This is a genomic window from Pseudomonas tremae (assembly GCF_023278125.1).
GTDB lineage: Bacteria > Pseudomonadota > Gammaproteobacteria > Pseudomonadales > Pseudomonadaceae > Aquipseudomonas > Aquipseudomonas tremae.
In genome coordinates this window covers 470964-487438 of the sequence record NZ_CP066270.1, presented here as the reverse complement: position 1 = coordinate 487438, position 16475 = coordinate 470964, and the positions used below count along the sequence as shown (strand labels likewise).

Below are 16475 nucleotides of genomic sequence, written 5' to 3'. Positions count from 1 at the left end.
AAAAGCCGATCAACCCATTAGGCTGCCGGGACAGTTACCGGCTTGGAATATCCGATGTCCTACCCCTTTCGCGCAATGCTTCCCGCAGTGTTTCTCTCATTGATGCTTCCTTGCGCCCTGCCTGCGACAGCGGCCGACCCGACGCCAGCGAAGGACGCTGCCGAAGCACCTGTCGAGCGGGCACCACTGCCCAGTCGCGCTCAGGAAGACGAACTGGCGCTGGAGCGTCAGTTGCCTCGCGAGGACCAACAGCAACTGAAGGCCGGGGACGAAAGCTTTCTAGCACTCTGGAAGCCCGCAAACAGCGAAGCACCTCAGGGCGCCGTCATCATCGTCCCGGGCGACGACGAGTCTCCCGACTGGCCGGACGCCGTCGGGCCGTTGCGACGCAAGTTCCCGGATGTCGGCTGGTCGAGCCTGAGCATCACCCTGCCGGACGCTCAGGACACGACCTTGATAGCGCGTGAGCCCGACACCGCGGCTGCAGATGCCAACGCCGAAAAACCGAAGGAAACGCCCAAGGATACAGCGGAGAAAACGCCAGACCCGGCGGCTGAGGCTGAAGCTCAGGCCGCCGCTGCAACCGCCAAGGCCGCAGCCGATGAAGAACGCAACAAGGCTCAGGCCGAGCGTATTTTTGCCCGCATAGAAAGCGCGATCAGCTTCGCGCAGCAGAACAAGGCACACAGCATAGTGCTGGTCGGCCATAGCAGTGGGGCTTACTGGGCGGCCAGGTTCCTCAATGAGCGGACCTCGCCTGTCGTGCAGAAACTGGTGATGATCGCTGCTCGCGAGCCCGTCAATCCCGCACCTACGCTGCTGGAAATGGTGCCCTCGCTTAAAATCAAGACCGCTGACTTCGTTTACAAGAACCCTGTGGACCTGGCCGCCAAGGCGCGCTTGCAGGCCAGTAAACGCGCCAAGGGTCCGGGGTTTACCCAAATTGCCCTGATCAACATCATCGGCAATGAAAGCACCGAGCAAGATCAGCTGTTCAGGCGCGTTCGCGGCTGGATAGAGGCCAAAGAGGAAAAGTAGACGCCACGAACGCAGCGCGTTACAGGCGCAGCTTCAGGTGAAGCCGCGCCGGTTTTTCACGACCCGATAGGCGTTGTGCAATGCGCTGGTTTTCTCGGTGGCCACACGCACCTGTTGGGCATCGGCACCCGAGCCGGCGATCTTGTCCGGGTGGTGCCGACTGAGCAAGCGCCGATAAGCGCGCTTGATGCTCAAAGGGTCGGTGTCAGGCTTTATACCGAGCAGGGCCATCGCCCCCTTGTAGTCATCACCTGTACTGATCGGCGCACGCCGCATGGGATCATGCTCGCCAGCCAGAGACTCGACCTGCTGTTGCGACCAACCCAGCCACATGCCCCACATGCCGATCAGTTCGCGCTCGACCCGGGAAGCCTTGCCGTCCGCCCAGGCCATACGCCAGCACGCACGCAACAAGGCCTCCGTCAGCTCAGCCTGCCCCTGCAAACCGCGCAAATAGCTGCGCAAACCATCGGCACCATCCCTGCCGCGCTTGAAGGCGTTGATGGCGCGTAATTGCTCGGCCTCGTTCAGGTTCAGACGGCGCATCTCGGTACGTGCCTGATGGATGTGACTGGCCACCACGCGCCCTTCACTCTTGGCCAGCCGGCCCAGCAGCACGAACAACAGATCGTCGCCAGGTATCGCCGCACGCCCGCCCAGACGTTCGCGCAGGTGCGCCCAGCTCTGAATCTTCAGCCGCCGGTCCAGCGCCTGCCCCAACAACGCGCCGAGCATGGCGCCCGGAATGCTGGCAATTGCATAACCGGCTCCAGCGCCGACCAGTGTGCCGGGCCAGAGCATTCAGCGAGTCTCCGCAAGCAACTGCTCGACTTCGGCCAGACGCTCATGGGTGCCGACATCCACCCAACGGCCCCTGAAGTGCTCACCCGTAACCAGACCCTGGTGCATGGCTTCGCGCAGCAACGGTGCCAGCTTGAACGCACCGGGTTCGCACTCGGCAAAAAGACGCGGATGCAGAATGGCGATGCCGCTGTACGTCAGCCTCTGCCCGGCCGAGTCGTCATCACGCACCTGACCGTCGACCAGTGAAAAGTCGCCGGTCGGGTGATGCGCCGGGTTGTCGATCAGCACCAGATGGGCCAGGCCAGATATCGGCGTGCGCAAAGCGTTGAAATCGTAGTCGGTCCAGACATCACCGTTGACCACGACAAAAGGCTCGCTGCCCAGCAACGGCAGCGCACGATGAATGCCCCCGCCTGTTTCCAGCGGCATGCCTTCGGGGGAGTAACGGATGCTCAGGTCAAAACGCTGACCGTCCCCCAGATAATCCTCTATCTGCTGGCCCAGCCAGGCATGGTTGATGACCAACTGGTGAAAGCCTGCCTCGCGCAAGGCATTCAAATGGTATTCGATCAGAGGCACTCCCCCGGCACGCACCAGCGGTTTAGGCGTGTGCAGGGTCAACGGTCGCATACGCTCGCCCTTTCCGGCAGCGAGAATCATCGCTTTCATGCAGTCCTCTTCAAATCAATCAATGTCTGTTGTTTCAAGTTGGCGTTCATCTGTTCGATCAGACTGAAGTAGTTACAGGGTGTTGCAGGCTGGTAAGCAACTGTCCCAATTGCGCCAGTTCGGGCCTTTTCGAAAGAACCGCTTCGATATAGGCGAAGAAGCGCGGGACATCGTCCAGATAACGAGGCTTGCCGTCGCGATGGCAGATTCGCGCGAAGATCCCGATGACCTTCAAATGACGCTGCACGCCCATCAGATCACTGGCGCGCTCGAATGACGCAAAATCTTCCTGCACCGGAATGCCGAGCGCACGCGCCTTGTCCCAGTACGTGCTCAGCCATTGGCTGACACGTTCCTGCGGCCAGCTCAGGAAGGCATCCTTGAACAGGCAGGTCACGTCATAGGTCACCGGGCCATACACAGCATCCTGGAAGTCCAGTACACCGGGACCGGGTTCGCTGACCATCAGGTTGCGGGGCATGTAATCACGATGCACCAGTACCTTGGGCTGCGCCAGCGCACTGTTGATCAGGAGCGCGCTGATCTGCTGCCACTCAGCCTGTTGCTCCTCATCCATCTCGATCCCCAGATGGCGCTTCACGTACCACTCCGGAAACAGCTCCAGCTCGCGTCGGAGCAAGGCTTCGTCATAACTCGGCAGCAGCGTGTCCATCGGCAGTTGCTGGAACGCCAACAGTGCCTCAATGGCTTTGGCGAAGAATGCATCGGCATTGGCATCATTGATCACATCAAGATAAGTCTTGCGACCCAGATCGTTGAGCAGCAAAAAGCCTTGCGTCAGGTCTTCGGCATATATTTTTGGAACATTAATGCCCGACCTGGCCAATAAATGAGCGATTTCTACAAACGGTTTGCAGTTTTCCTGGGGTGGAGGCGCATCCATGACAATAAAAGTTCGATCGGCACCCTCCCAGCGAAAATAACGGCGGAAACTTGCGTCACTGCTGGCGGCAGTCAACGTGGCCGGGGGAACGGCGCCCCAATTGTGCGCTGCAAAGAGCGCTGGCAACTGCTCATCGAGCCAAACTTTCAGGGATTGCAGGCGTATATCTTGATCTGACATTACAAGGGTCTCCGACGGCGCTAGCCGTCAAGCGGGTCATGCTTTATTATCCGGAATCTTTTTCAGCCCATCGAGAGGCGTGCGGCCCCCCCGCGGGCAGATGGCGCGCAGGAAGCCCGGACTAATAAGATGGCATTGAAATCCCCCGCGTTTCGTAAAAAATTTCCGTTGCTCGTAACCGGCAGTCTGCTGGCGATGCAACCTCTGGCCACTCAGTTCGTGGTCGCCGCGGAACAGTATGACTGCTCAGTCTCTGCTTCGGGTGCCTGGAACTGTGCGCCGAAATCCAACACTGCAGCTGTAGATCTGCCTCCGCGCCCCGTGCATGACACGGCGTCGGTCAGTTCCAACGGCACGGTTTCCTCGGAGAGTACCTCTTCGAGCGGTCAGTCTGCGGGTACGCAGCTGGTCACAGAAGCCAAGGGCAAAGGTCTGAAGTCGCGTAGTGCTGACTACAGCCACCTCGATTGGGTTCCTCGCGAAAAGCTCACCGCAGCGCAACTGGCCGAGACCGGCCCGTATTGCTCGGGTGCCTATGTCGAGCCGATCCGTCCTGGCATGGACGACAAGACGCCGATGAAAGACGCGCCGATGTTCGTGGGAGCCAAGGCTTCGCGTTACGAGCAGGAAGCACAGGTCGCGACCCTCGCCGGTGATGTCGTCATGCGTCAGGGCAGCATGCAGGTCCAGGCCCAGGAGGCCGCCCTGCATCAGGCAGAAAACCGTGGCGAGCTGAACGGCGATGTCCGTCTGCGCGACAACGGTGCACTGATCGTCGGCGACAAGGCCGAGCTGCAGCTCGATACCGGCGAAGCCCGTGTCGACAACGCCGAATACGTCCTGCACAAGTCCAACATTCGCGGTAACGCTCTATACGCCAAGCGTGCCGAGAACGCGATCATCCGGCTCAAGGACGGTACGTACACCACGTGCGAACCGAACAGCAACGCCTGGACGCTCAAGGGCAACAACATTACGCTGAACCCGGCCACCGGCTTCGGTACGGCGACCAACGTTACCCTGCGGGTCAAGGACATTCCGGTCCTTTACACGCCCTATATCTATTTCCCGATCGACGACCGTCGCCAGTCAGGCTTCCTGCCGCCGACTATTGCGGCAGGCGGCGACAACGGCTTCACGCTCGTCACGCCTTACTACTTCAACCTGGCGCCGAACTACGACGCCACGTTGTACCCGCGCTACATGGCTGACCGCGGCTTGCTGATGGAAGGCGAGTTCCGCTACCTGACCAAAGGCAGCGAAGGCCAGTTCGGCGGCGCATACCTGAACGACGAAAACGACGAACGCAAACAGCAGTCGGACTACGACAAGACTCGCTGGATGATCAACTGGCAGCACAAGGGCGGGCTTGATACACGCTGGCTGACCCAGGTTGATTACACCGACATCAGCGACCCGTATTACTTCCAGGACCTGGAAACCGATCAGATCGGCGTTAAACGCACTGACTACATCAACCAGCAGGGCTCCCTGACCTACCGTGGCGACAGCTACTCGGCAGTGCTCAACGCTCAGGCCTACAAGCTGGCGACGGTTGCGAACGTTACCCCTTACAACCGTTTGCCACAGCTGACACTGAACGGTACGTTGCCTTATAACCCGGGCGGCCTGAAGTTCGATTATCAGACTGAGGCTGTACGTTTCGAGCGTGATCTGCGCAGCGGATCGTTCATCGATGAAAACGGCAATCCGGAAAGACGTCTAGACGAAAACATCTCAGGCTTGGCCCGAGCCAATGGCGACCGCCTGAACCTGGCGCCATCCGTCAGCCTGCCGATGAACTGGTCCTACGGTTTCCTGACACCGAAGCTCAAGTATGTCTACACCCAGTACGATCTGGATCTGGACAGCCAGGGCAAAGCCTCGTTGCTGGCTGATGAACAATACAACAGCAGCCAAAGCCGCAGCGTGCCGATCTTCAGCGTCGATAGCGGCCTGTACTTCGACCGCAATACCAACTGGTTCGGCAAGGATTATCGCCAGACACTGGAACCTCGCCTGTTCTATCTCTATGTTCCAGAGAAAGACCAGAACGACATTCCGGTGTTTGACACAAGCGAAAGTACTTTCAGCTACTCCTCGCTGTTCCGCGATAACCGCTTTACCGGTTCCGATCGCATCGGCGACGAGAACAAGCTCTCGCTGGGCATCACCAACCGCTGGATCGAAGACAACGGTTTCGAACGTCAACGCTTCAGCATTGGTCAGGCCGTCTATTTCGAAGACCGCAAGGTGCAACTGCCTGGCGTTCAGTTTGCAGATCGTGATGACGCGCGTGCCAACGTTTCGCCTTACGCTCTGGAATACGAATACCGCTTCAACCGCGACTGGCGCTTCAACTCCGATTTCAACTGGGATCCGGACAGCAAGAGCACCCGTTCGGGCAGCGCGATGTTCCATTACCAGCCTGAAGCCGAACCCAACAAAATCGTCAACCTGGGCTATCGCTATCGCAACGACCAGATTCGTTACGACGAAAGCACTGGTCGCTGGATCGTAGGGGGTGGCGACTACGGCACGCCTGGCTCACCGAACTACGTGAAGGACTACTACAAGATTCAACAGCACGATTTCTCGGTCATCTGGCCTATCGTGCCGCAGTGGAGCGTGATCAGCCGCTGGCAGTATGACTACAACCGTGCGCGCACCATCGAAGCATTCGGCGGGTTCGAGTACGACAACTGCTGCTGGAAGATGCGTCTGGTCAACCGCTACTGGATCGACTATGACGAGTTCAGCCAGGCTGCACCTCAGAACGAGAAAGGCGACCGCGGCATATTCCTACAAATCGTGTTGAAGGGGCTCGGCGGTGTAACTGGCGCCAAAGTAGACAGCTTCCTCGACAAAGGCATTCAAGGTTATCGTGAACGTGAAGACCAAGCTTTCTGATTGTCTGCGCCCGCTGATGCTGGGCGCGTTACTCCTGAGCGGTGCTGTGCATGCAGCGGTTCAGCCTCTGGACAGTGTTGCGGCCATCGTCGATAACGACGTGATCATGAAAAGCCAGGTGGACCAGCGGGTTCATGAGGTTCAGCAAACCATCGCCAAGCGCGGCTCTGGCGTTCCGCCGGCCGAAGCACTGCAAAAGCAGGTTCTGGATCGTCTGATTCTGGAAAACCTGCAATTGCAGATGGGCGAGCGGTCCGGCATTCGTGTCAGCGATGACGAACTGAACCAGGCAATCGCCTCCATTGCCCAGCGCAACAACATGAGCGTGGAGCAGTTCCGCGCCGCGCTGATCCATGATGGCGTGTCCTACGACGATGCTCGCGAGCAGGTTCGTCGGGAAATGATCATCAGCCGGGTGCGTCAGCGCCGGGTGGCAGAGCGTATTCAGGTCTCCGAGCAGGAAGTCAAAAACTTCCTCGCCTCCGACCAGGGCAAGGCTCAATTGTCTGAAGAGTTTCACCTTGCCAACATCCTGATCGCCACGCCTGACAGCGCATCTTCGGATGTCATTCAGGCTGCAGCCCTCAAGGCCAAGAGCATCTATGATCAGGCGAAGAAAGGTGCTGACTTTGCCAAGCTCGCCGCCACCACTTCCTCCAGCGAAAACGCACTGGAAGGTGGCGACATGGGCTGGCGTAAAGCCGCTCAACTGCCGCCGCCGTTCGGAGACATGCTCAGTTCGATGCCTATTGGTGATGTGACGCCTCCAGCACGTACGCCGGGTGGCTTCATTATTCTCAAACTGCTGGAAAAACGTGGCGGCCAAGGCCAGGCACAGATGCGCGATGAAGTGCATGTGCGCCATATCCTGATCAAGCCAAGTGAAATCCGCAGCGAAGAAGCGACCAAGCTGCTTGCACAAAAAATCTACGAACGCATCGAGAATGGCGAAGACTTCGCGACGCTGGCCAAAAGCTTCTCGGAAGACCCGGGCTCGGCGCTTAACGGCGGCGATCTGAACTGGGTTGACCCGAACTCTCTGGTTCCGGAGTTCCGCGAAGTCATGAACAGCACGCCGCAGGGCACGTTGTCCAAACCGTTCAAGACCGCTTACGGCTGGCATGTACTGGAAGTGCTTGGCCGTCGTGCCACAGATGCAACCGGTCAGGCGCGTGAGCAGCAAGCGTTGAGCGTGCTGCGCAATCGCAAGTACGACGAAGAGCTGCAAACCTGGCTGCGTCAGATTCGTGACGAAGCCTACGTCGAGATCAAACTCCCTGGCGCGACTCAGGCTGAACAGTGAAACCAAAGCGTTTCGCTCTGACACCCGGCGAGCCGGCCGGCATAGGTCCTGACCTCTGCCTGCTGCTCGCCACTCAGCCTCAGCCCTACCCCCTGATTGCCATTACCAGCCGTGACCTGCTTCTTGAGCGGGCCGCGCAGCTGGGCGTGGCGGTCAGTCTGCTCGACGTCACGCCTGATACCCTCCCCGATCTGCCTGCGCCTGCAGGGAGCCTGTATGTCTGGGACACGCCATTGGCGGAACCTGTACAAACAGGCGTACTGAACAAGGCCAACGCCGCGTTCGTGCTGCAGACCCTGACCCGTGCCGGGCAAGGCTGCCTCGACGGACTTTTCAGCGGCATGATCACCGCGCCCGTGCACAAGGGTGTCATCAACGACGGTGGCATCGCTTTTTCCGGGCACACCGAATTCCTCGCCGAACTGACCCACACCGAACAGGTGGTGATGATGCTGGCAACCGGCGATCTACGTGTCGCGCTGGTGACCACTCACCTGCCCCTGCGCGAGGTGGCCGACGCCATCACACCCGACCGGCTGGAACGCGTTACGCGCATCCTGCACGCCGATCTGGTCAACAAGTTCGGCATCGCGAAACCGCGCATTATGGTCTGCGGCCTCAATCCCCATGCTGGCGAAAGCGGGCATCTGGGCCGTGAGGAAATCGACATCATCGAACCGACTCTGGAGCGCCTGCGCAGCGAAGGGCTGGACCTACGCGGCCCGCTGCCTGCCGACACTCTGTTTACCCCAAAATATCTGGAGCATTGCGATGCAGTGCTGGCGATGTACCACGACCAAGGCTTGCCCGTGCTGAAATACAAAGGTTTCGGCGCAGCCGTCAATGTGACGCTTGGCTTGCCGATCATCCGCACCTCTGTCGACCACGGCACGGCGCTGGATCTGGCCGGCAGTGCGAACATCGACACCGGCAGCCTGCACGTTGCGCTGCAAACCGCCTACCAGATGGCCGAGACCCATTCATGACCGAGCAATACCAACACCGGGCGCGCAAGCGTTTCGGACAGAACTTCCTGCACGATGCAGGCGTTATCGACAAGATCCTGCGTGCCATTCGCGCCAAATCCGAAGAACGCCTGCTGGAAATCGGCCCGGGCCAGGGCGCGCTGACCGAGGGGCTGCTCAACAGCGGTGCCCAGCTGGACGTGGTCGAGCTCGACAAGGACCTGATCCCGATCCTCAACAGCCAGTTCGCCGGCAAGCCGAACTTCAGCCTGCATCAAGGCGATGCCCTGAAATTCGATTTCAACAGTCTGGGTGCAGAGCCTCGCAGCTTGCGCGTAGTCGGCAACCTGCCTTACAACATCTCTACACCGCTGATCTTTCACCTGCTGCAAAACGCCAGCCTTATTCGCGACATGCACTTCATGTTGCAGAAAGAGGTGGTCGAACGCATGGCTGCCGGGCCTGGCGGTGGTGACTGGGGCCGCCTGTCGATCATGGTTCAGTACCATTGCCGCGTCGAACACTTGTTCAATGTCGGACCGGGGGCTTTCAATCCGCCGCCGAAAGTAGACTCGGCCATCGTCCGCCTGGTCCCACATGAAACACTGCCACACCAGGCCAAGGATCACCGCGTACTGGAGCGGGTCGTGCGCGAAGCGTTCAACCAGCGCCGCAAGACCTTGCGCAACACGCTCAAACTGTTGCTCAGCAGCGACGAGATCACGGCTTCCGGGGTGGACGGCAGCCTGCGTCCCGAGCAACTGGACCTGGCAGCGTTTGTTCGACTGGCTGACACACTCAGTGAAAAGGTTGTGACGGAGTAACCTTTCGGGACAGGTAGACGGCTATACCGTCGTCCCTTTCCGGCTACTTGTCCTAAGCTCTTCTATCTGCCGCACACGCGCGTTTTTTCGCAATGGATTTCAAGGCCTACTGCATGTCAGATTCTCGTTATCAGGTCGACGTCAGCGTCATCACGCGCTTTCTCGCAGAACAATCGCAACCCGAGCAGAACCGCTTCGCCTTCGCCTACACCATCACGGTGCAGAACAACGGCGAACTGCCCGCCAAGCTGCTGTCACGCCATTGGGTCATTACTGATGGTGACGGCCATGTCGAGGAAGTTCGTGGCGAAGGTGTTGTGGGACAACAGCCGCTGATCAAGGTCGGGCAAAGCCATACCTACAGCAGCGGCACAGTAATGACCACCAAGGTGGGTATCATGCAGGGTACTTATCAGATGCTGGCCGAAGACGGCAAACGCTTCGATGCGGTGATCGCGCCGTTCCGCCTGGCCGTTCCGGGCTCGCTGCACTGATGGCGGTTTACGCGGCAGGCGACCTGCAAGGTTGCCTCGAACCCCTGAAATGCCTGCTGGAGCATGTTCAGTTCGATCCGGATCAGGATCAGCTCTGGCTGGTCGGCGATCTGGTCAACCGCGGTCCCCAGTCGCTGGAAACCCTGCGTTACCTCTATAGCATCCGCGAATCGCTCGTCTGCGTACTGGGTAACCATGACCTGCACCTGCTTGCCGCTGCGCGCAACGCTGAGCGCCTGAAAAAAGGCGACACGCTGCGTGAGATCCTTGAAGCCCCGGATCGCGACGAATTGCTGGGCTGGCTGCGCCGGCAGAAACTCATGCATTACGACGAAAAACGTAACGTTGCTCTGGTGCATGCCGGCATAGCCCCGCAGTGGTCGCTCAATAAGGCCCTGAAGTGCGCCGCCGAAGTGGAGCAGACGCTGCAAGACGATCAGTCCTGTGGCGTCTTCCTCGACGGCATGTACGGTAACGAACCGGCAAAATGGCACAGCAGCCTGAAAGGCGTGGCACGTTTGCGAGTGATCACCAACTACTTCACGCGCATGCGCTTCTGCACCAGCGATGGCAAGCTCGACCTGAAGAGCAAGGAAGGCGTCGGAACCGCCATGCCTGGCTACGCTCCTTGGTTCGACCACAAGAGCCGCAAGACTCGCGAGGTGAAAATCATCTTCGGCCACTGGGCAGCACTGGAAGGCCATTGCGACGAACCCGGTGTCTTTGCGCTCGACAGTGGCTGTGTCTGGGGCGGGGCCATGACTCTGCTCAACGTCGATACACTTGAACGCCATCTGTGCAATTGCGATGCTGTCGGCAACGCTGCCACCGGACCGATTGTCCGCACGCAGCCCGGCACCGCGCAAACCCAGCAACCTCAGGCTCAGGAGCCCCAGCAATGACCGAATTCAAACGTATCCCGCCTGAACAGGCTCAGGCACTGCGCGAACAAGGCGCCGTGCTGGTCGATGTTCGTGATGCTCAGGCCTTTCAGAGCAATCACATTCCTGATTCCCTGCATCTGGATAACCAGTCCATAGCCGACTTCATCCGCGAGGCCGACCTGGACAAACCGCTGGTAGTAGTCTGCTATCACGGCAATTCCAGCCAGAGCGCCGCAGCCTATCTGGTGGGCCAGGGTTTCTCGGACGTGTACAGCGTGGACGGTGGTTTCGAGCTCTGGCGCGCCACTTATCCGTCAGAAACCGCACAAGGCTGATACAAAATATTTTTATGACAGCTGATCCCGCGTCCTACGCGGGCTCGCGCTTCATCTGACGAACGGTCACCCCCTCTTCTCGCGCATCCCTTCTTTATCTTTCCGAATCCGAACTATCCTTAGCCCAGGCCATCCGTATTCAGGGGAGAGCCGGTACACCGGCGCGTGGGTCATCGGTAGTTACTTTTAAGGTGTTCTGGGGGGTAAACAGTGACCGGGTAAACCGGCTACTGCCAGCATCGACTGAGATCCGCCGCCGGCTCTACGTATCGAGCGAGGTGACGTCATGAGCATATTCAGCCACTTCAAAGACCGCTTTGAAAGCACACGACAGGAAGAGCTCTCGCTACAGGAGTATCTAGAGCTCTGCAAACAGGATCGCAGCGCCTACGCCTCAGCCGCAGAACGTCTGCTGCTGGCCATAGGCGAACCCGAACTGGTGGACACATCCGCCAACTCCCGGTTATCGCGAATATTCTCCAACAAGGTCATACGCCGCTATCCGGCCTTCGCCGACTTCCACGGGATGGAAGAATGCATCGACCAGATCGTCTCGTATTTCCGCCATGCCGCCCAAGGCCTGGAAGAGAAGAAACAAATCCTCTATCTGCTCGGCCCGGTGGGCGGTGGCAAGTCGTCCCTGGCTGAAAAGCTCAAGCAACTGATCGAGAAGGTCCCGTTCTATGCGATCAAGGGCTCGCCAGTCTTCGAATCGCCGCTGGGTCTTTTCAACGCCACTGAGGACGGCGCGATTCTGGAAGAAGATTTCGGAATTCCGCGTCGCTACCTGAGCACCATCATGTCGCCGTGGGCGACCAAGCGTTTGGCCGAGTTCGGGGGCGACATCAGCCAGTTCAGGGTGGTCAAGCTCTACCCCTCTATCCTCAATCAGATCGCTGTGGCGAAAACCGAGCCGGGCGACGAGAACAACCAGGATATTTCCGCGCTGGTCGGCAAGGTCGATATCCGCAAACTGGAAGAGTACCCACAGAACGACGCCGACGCTTACAGTTACTCCGGCGCACTGTGCCGCGCCAACCAGGGGATGATGGAATTCGTCGAGATGTTCAAGGCGCCCATCAAGGTCCTGCACCCTTTACTGACGGCGACTCAGGAAGGTAACTACAACAGTACCGAAGGCCTGGGGGCGATCCCGTTCACCGGTATCCTGCTGGCGCACTCTAACGAATCGGAATGGCACAGCTTCCGCAACAACAAGAACAATGAAGCCTTCATCGACCGTATCTACATCGTGAAGGTGCCTTATTGCCTGCGTGTCAGCGACGAGATCAAGATCTACGACAAGTTGCTGTTCAACAGCTCGCTGGCCAAAGCGCACTGCGCACCCGACACCCTGAAGATGCTTGCCCAGTTCACCACCCTCTCTCGTCTCAAGGAGCCGGATAATTCCAATATCTACTCCAAGATGCGCGTGTATGACGGTGAGAACCTGAAAGACACCGACCCCAAGGCCAAGTCGATACAGGAGTACCGCGACAGCGCAGGCGTCGACGAAGGCATGAACGGCCTGTCTACCCGCTTTGCGTTCAAGATTCTGTCCAAGGTCTTCAACTTCGACCCACACGAAATCGCCGCTAACCCGGTTCACCTGCTTTATGTGCTGGAACAGCAGATCGAACAGGAACAATTCCCCGCTGAAACCCGCGAGCGCTACCTACGGTTCATCAAGGAGTACCTGGCACCGCGTTACATCGAGTTCATCGGCAAGGAAATCCAGACTGCGTACCTGGAGTCCTACAGCGAATACGGGCAGAACATCTTCGATCGCTATGTGCTGTACGCGGACTTCTGGATTCAGGATCAGGAATACCGCGACCCCGAAACCGGCGAAATTCTCAACCGCGTGGCCCTGAACGAAGAACTGGAAAAGATCGAAAAACCGGCTGGTATCAGCAACCCGAAAGATTTCCGTAACGAGATTGTCAATTTCGTGCTGCGCGCCCGTGCCAACAACAACGGCAAGAACCCGACCTGGCTCAGCTACGAAAAGCTGCGGGTGGTGATCGAGAAGAAAATGTTCTCCAACACCGAGGACCTCCTGCCGGTCATCAGCTTCAACGCCAAAGCCAGCAAAGAGGATCAGCAGAAGCACAACGACTTCGTCACTCGAATGGTCGAGAGGGGCTATACGGACAAACAGGTTCGCCTGCTTTCCGAATGGTATCTGCGCGTGCGCAAGTCGCAATAAGGCAGGTGCAAGCTTCAAGCTATTGGCTGCACGCGAGCAGCAGTCAGGCCCGGACTCCAGGCTGACAAAGCACTCGCCTGCAGCTTGAAGCTTAAAACTTGAAGCTCCCCGGAGGGGCCTATGAGCTATGTAATCGACCGACGTCTCAACGGCAAGAACAAGAGCACGGTAAACCGGCAGAGGTTTCTCCGTCGTTACCGTGACCATATCAAGAAGGCGGTCGAGGAAGCGGTCAGCCGGCGCTCCATCACGGACATGGAACACGGCGAGCAGATCAGTATTCCCGGGCGCGACATCGACGAGCCGGTGCTGCACCACGGTCGTGGCGGCAAGCAGACGGTCGTTCACCCTGGCAACAAGGAATTCACCACCGGCGAACATATCGCCCGCCCGCAAGGTGGCGGCGGAGGCAAAGGGCCAGGCAAGGCAGGTAACTCCGGCGAAGGCATGGACGAGTTTTCGTTTCAGATCACTCAGGAAGAGTTTCTCGAGTTCATGTTCGAAGACCTCGAGCTGCCCAATCTGGTCAAACGCAACCTGACCGGCACAGACACGTTCAAGACGGTAAGGGCCGGGATCAGTAACGAAGGCAATCCGTCGCGCATCAACATCATCCGCACACTGCGCTCGGCCCACGCACGACGCATCGCACTGTCAGGCAGCAGCCGGGCAAAACTCCGCGAAGCGACCAGCGAACTTGAGCGCTTGAAACGCGAGGAGCCAGACAATTTCGGCGACATTCAGTTGCTGGAAACCGATATCGAGAAACTCAAGGCGCGCATTCGTCGCGTGCCTTACCTGGACACGTTCGACCTCAAATACAACCTGCTGGTCAAACAGCCCAACCCAAGTTCCAAGGCCGTCATGTTCTGCCTGATGGACGTTTCCGGCTCCATGACCCAAGCCACCAAAGACATCGCCAAACGGTTCTTCATCCTGCTGTACCTGTTCCTCAAGCGTAATTACGACAAAATCGACGTCGTTTTCATTCGTCATCACACCAGTGCCCGCGAAGTGGACGAAGAAGAGTTTTTTTACTCCCGGGAAACAGGCGGCACCATCGTTTCAAGCGCTCTGAAACTGATGCAGGAAATCATGGCTGCGCGCTACCCGGCCAGTGACTGGAACATTTACGCAGCCCAGGCTTCGGACGGCGACAACTGGAACGACGACTCTCCCATCTGCCGCGAGATCCTGACCAAGCAGATCATGCCCTTCGTGCAGTACTACACGTACGTGGAAATCACGCCGCGTGAACATCAGGCCTTGTGGTACGAATACGAGCGTATCAGTGACGAGTTCGCCGATACGTTCGCCCAGCAGCAGCTGGTCTCTGCCGGCGATATCTATCCGGTATTCCGCGAACTCTTCCAGCGAAGGTTAGTGTCATGAGCGCCAGAGAGCAGAAACGCCAACCCCTCTCCATCGGGTCAGAGTGGACGTTCGAACTGATCCGGGCCTACGACCGGGAAATCGGCAGAATTGCCGAGCGGTACGCCCTGGATACCTATCCCAATCAGATCGAGGTGATTACCGCCGAGCAAATGATGGACGCCTATGCCTCGGTGGGTATGCCACTTGGCTATCACCACTGGTCCTACGGCAAACACTTCCTCAGCACCGAAAAATCCTACTCGCGGGGCCAGATGGGGCTGGCCTACGAGATCGTGATCAACTCGGACCCTTGCATCGCCTATCTGATGGAAGAGAACACCATCTGCATGCAGGCGCTGGTCGTCGCTCACGCCTGCTATGGGCACAACAGCTTTTTCAAAGGCAATTACCTGTTCCGTACCTGGACCGACGCCAGTTCGATTATTGATTATCTGGTGTTCGCCAAGCAGTACATCATGCAGTGCGAAGAACGCCACGGGATCGATGCCGTGGAAGACCTGCTCGACTCCTGCCATGCACTTATGAACTACGGGGTGGACCGCTACAAGCGTCCGTACCCGATTTCTGCCGAAGAAGAGCGGCGTCGACAGAAAGATCGTGAAGAACATCTGCAACGGCAGATCAACGATCTTTGGCGCACCATTCCGAAGAACGCCGACAAAAGTAGCAAGGAAGACAATGCCCGCTTCCCTGCCGAACCGCAGGAAAACATTCTTTACTTCATCGAGAAGCACGCGCCGTTGCTGGAGCCCTGGCAGCGTGAAGTGGTGCGGATCGTGCGCAAGATTGCTCAATACTTCTATCCGCAACGCCAGACCCAAGTGATGAATGAAGGCTGGGCGACCTTCTGGCACTACACGTTGATGAACGACCTGTACGACGAAGGCCTTGTCACTGACGGCTTCATGATGGAGTTCCTGCAGTCACACACCAGTGTGATCTACCAGCCTGGCTTCGACAGCCCTTACTACAGCGGCATCAACCCATACACTCTGGGTTTCGCGATGTATCAGGACATCCGACGGATGTGCGAGCACCCCACGGATGAGGACCGCCAGTGGTTTCCGGAAATCGCCGGAACCGACTGGCTGACGGCGATCAAGTTCGCAATGAGCAGCTTCAAGGATGAGAGTTTCATCCTCCAATACCTGTCGCCGAAGGTCATTCGTGACCTCAAGCTATTCAGCATCATGGACGACGATCAGAAAGAAGACTTGGTCGTGCCTGCCATTCACGATGAAAACGGCTACCGGACAATCCGCGAAATCCTCGCCGCCCAGTACAACCTCGGCAACCGTGAGCCCAACATACAGATCTACAGCATTGATCGACGCGGCGATCGCTCGCTGACCCTGCGCCACCAGCAGCACAACCGCAAACCGCTGGGCGACTCGACGGACGAAGTGCTGAAGCACTTGCATCGGTTATGGGGTTTCGACATCCATCTGGAGACGGTTCAAGACGACGAAGTCGTCAAGACACACCATGTACCGCCAAGAAGCGAAAACGCCGACAGTGAGTTTCCCCGGCGTGATTTGGCGGTCGTACACCTCTAGGCTGG

Annotated in this window: 14 protein-coding genes; 11 read left to right on the top strand and 3 right to left on the bottom strand. The window is 58.3% G+C overall.

The genetic code is table 11. From position 1 onward, the window contains the following. The first annotated feature begins 54 nt into the window (after positions 1–54). Positions 55–1038: an alpha/beta hydrolase family protein gene (locus tag I9H09_RS02135; protein ID WP_236502403.1), complete on the top strand. Its 984-nt coding sequence runs from the start codon at positions 55–57 to the stop codon at positions 1036–1038. A gap of 33 nt (positions 1039–1071) precedes the next feature. Here the strand turns inward: I9H09_RS02135 and I9H09_RS02130 are convergent, their stop codons facing one another. Genes I9H09_RS02130 through I9H09_RS02120 form a run of 3 tightly spaced genes read right to left on the bottom strand, consistent with a single transcriptional unit; the run spans position 1072 to position 3595 of the window. Further along, positions 1072–1839, bottom strand: a complete 768-nt coding sequence (locus tag I9H09_RS02130) for a TerB family tellurite resistance protein (RefSeq protein ID WP_005896636.1) — start codon at positions 1837–1839, stop codon at positions 1072–1074. Next, positions 1840–2511: an N-acetylmuramate alpha-1-phosphate uridylyltransferase MurU gene (murU, locus tag I9H09_RS02125; RefSeq protein ID WP_024669235.1), complete on the bottom strand. Its 672-nt coding sequence runs from the start codon at positions 2509–2511 to the stop codon at positions 1840–1842. A 58-nt stretch (positions 2512–2569) separates the two neighbouring features. Beyond that, positions 2570–3595, bottom strand: a complete 1026-nt coding sequence (locus tag I9H09_RS02120; RefSeq protein WP_122312007.1) for an aminoglycoside phosphotransferase family protein — start codon at positions 3593–3595, stop codon at positions 2570–2572. A gap of 129 nt (positions 3596–3724) precedes the next feature. Here I9H09_RS02120 and I9H09_RS02115 point away from each other — a divergent pair, with 129 nt between their 5' ends. The 10 genes from I9H09_RS02115 (at position 3725) to I9H09_RS02070 (ending at position 16470) form a co-directional block, all read left to right on the top strand. Beyond that, positions 3725–6505 carry an LPS-assembly protein LptD gene (locus I9H09_RS02115; protein WP_122312008.1) on the top strand — a complete coding sequence of 927 codons (2781 nt, stop codon included), beginning with the start codon at positions 3725–3727 and terminating at the stop codon, positions 6503–6505. Beyond that, positions 6486–7808 (top strand): peptidylprolyl isomerase, encoded by a 1323-nt coding sequence (locus tag I9H09_RS02110; protein ID WP_024669232.1) that lies wholly within the window; start codon positions 6486–6488, stop codon positions 7806–7808. The genes I9H09_RS02115 and I9H09_RS02110 overlap by 20 nt, the downstream gene beginning before the upstream one ends. Then, positions 7805–8794, top strand: a complete 990-nt coding sequence (gene pdxA, locus I9H09_RS02105; RefSeq protein ID WP_122325383.1) for a 4-hydroxythreonine-4-phosphate dehydrogenase PdxA — start codon at positions 7805–7807, stop codon at positions 8792–8794. The genes I9H09_RS02110 and pdxA overlap by 4 nt, the downstream gene beginning before the upstream one ends. After that, on the top strand, positions 8791–9597 hold the full coding sequence (gene rsmA / locus I9H09_RS02100; RefSeq protein ID WP_053931841.1) for a 16S rRNA (adenine(1518)-N(6)/adenine(1519)-N(6))-dimethyltransferase RsmA: 807 nt from the start codon (positions 8791–8793) through the stop codon (positions 9595–9597). Before pdxA ends, rsmA begins: the two co-directional genes overlap by 4 nt. Before the next feature lie 113 nt (positions 9598–9710). Continuing rightward, positions 9711–10091, top strand: a complete 381-nt coding sequence (gene apaG, locus I9H09_RS02095) for a Co2+/Mg2+ efflux protein ApaG (protein ID WP_005896618.1) — start codon at positions 9711–9713, stop codon at positions 10089–10091. Beyond that, on the top strand, positions 10091–10993 hold the full coding sequence (locus I9H09_RS02090; RefSeq protein WP_122312010.1) for a symmetrical bis(5'-nucleosyl)-tetraphosphatase: 903 nt from the start codon (positions 10091–10093) through the stop codon (positions 10991–10993). Before apaG ends, I9H09_RS02090 begins: the two co-directional genes overlap by 1 nt. Continuing rightward, positions 10990–11310 carry a thiosulfate sulfurtransferase GlpE gene (glpE, locus tag I9H09_RS02085; protein WP_005896614.1) on the top strand — a complete coding sequence of 107 codons (321 nt, stop codon included), beginning with the start codon at positions 10990–10992 and terminating at the stop codon, positions 11308–11310. Before I9H09_RS02090 ends, glpE begins: the two co-directional genes overlap by 4 nt. Positions 11311–11596: 286 nt before the next feature. After that, the gene (locus I9H09_RS02080) at positions 11597–13519 is read left to right on the top strand and encodes a PrkA family serine protein kinase (protein WP_122346689.1); all 1923 of its coding nucleotides are present in this window, start codon (positions 11597–11599) and stop codon (positions 13517–13519) included. Positions 13520–13639: 120 nt separating this feature from the next. Further along, positions 13640–14911: a YeaH/YhbH family protein gene (locus I9H09_RS02075; protein ID WP_024689686.1), complete on the top strand. Its 1272-nt coding sequence runs from the start codon at positions 13640–13642 to the stop codon at positions 14909–14911. After that, the gene (locus I9H09_RS02070; RefSeq protein WP_005896606.1) at positions 14908–16470 is read left to right on the top strand and encodes a SpoVR family protein; all 1563 of its coding nucleotides are present in this window, start codon (positions 14908–14910) and stop codon (positions 16468–16470) included. Before I9H09_RS02075 ends, I9H09_RS02070 begins: the two co-directional genes overlap by 4 nt. Positions 16471–16475 lie beyond the last annotated feature (5 nt).

Coding starts and splice junctions, on each gene's coding strand:
- I9H09_RS02070 (WP_005896606.1), top strand. CDS start 14,908: ATGAGCGCCAGAGAGCAGAAACGCCAACCCCTCTCCATCGGGTCAGAG.
- I9H09_RS02135 (WP_236502403.1), top strand. CDS start 55: ATGTCCTACCCCTTTCGCGCAATGCTTCCCGCAGTGTTTCTCTCATTG.
- murU (WP_024669235.1), bottom strand. CDS start 2,511: ATGAAAGCGATGATTCTCGCTGCCGGAAAGGGCGAGCGTATGCGACCG.
- I9H09_RS02120 (WP_122312007.1), bottom strand. CDS start 3,595: ATGTCAGATCAAGATATACGCCTGCAATCCCTGAAAGTTTGGCTCGAT.
- I9H09_RS02090 (WP_122312010.1), top strand. CDS start 10,091: ATGGCGGTTTACGCGGCAGGCGACCTGCAAGGTTGCCTCGAACCCCTG.
- I9H09_RS02080 (WP_122346689.1), top strand. CDS start 11,597: ATGAGCATATTCAGCCACTTCAAAGACCGCTTTGAAAGCACACGACAG.
- I9H09_RS02115 (WP_122312008.1), top strand. CDS start 3,725: ATGGCATTGAAATCCCCCGCGTTTCGTAAAAAATTTCCGTTGCTCGTA.
- I9H09_RS02130 (WP_005896636.1), bottom strand. CDS start 1,839: ATGCTCTGGCCCGGCACACTGGTCGGCGCTGGAGCCGGTTATGCAATT.
- rsmA (WP_053931841.1), top strand. CDS start 8,791: ATGACCGAGCAATACCAACACCGGGCGCGCAAGCGTTTCGGACAGAAC.
- glpE (WP_005896614.1), top strand. CDS start 10,990: ATGACCGAATTCAAACGTATCCCGCCTGAACAGGCTCAGGCACTGCGC.
- apaG (WP_005896618.1), top strand. CDS start 9,711: ATGTCAGATTCTCGTTATCAGGTCGACGTCAGCGTCATCACGCGCTTT.
- I9H09_RS02075 (WP_024689686.1), top strand. CDS start 13,640: ATGAGCTATGTAATCGACCGACGTCTCAACGGCAAGAACAAGAGCACG.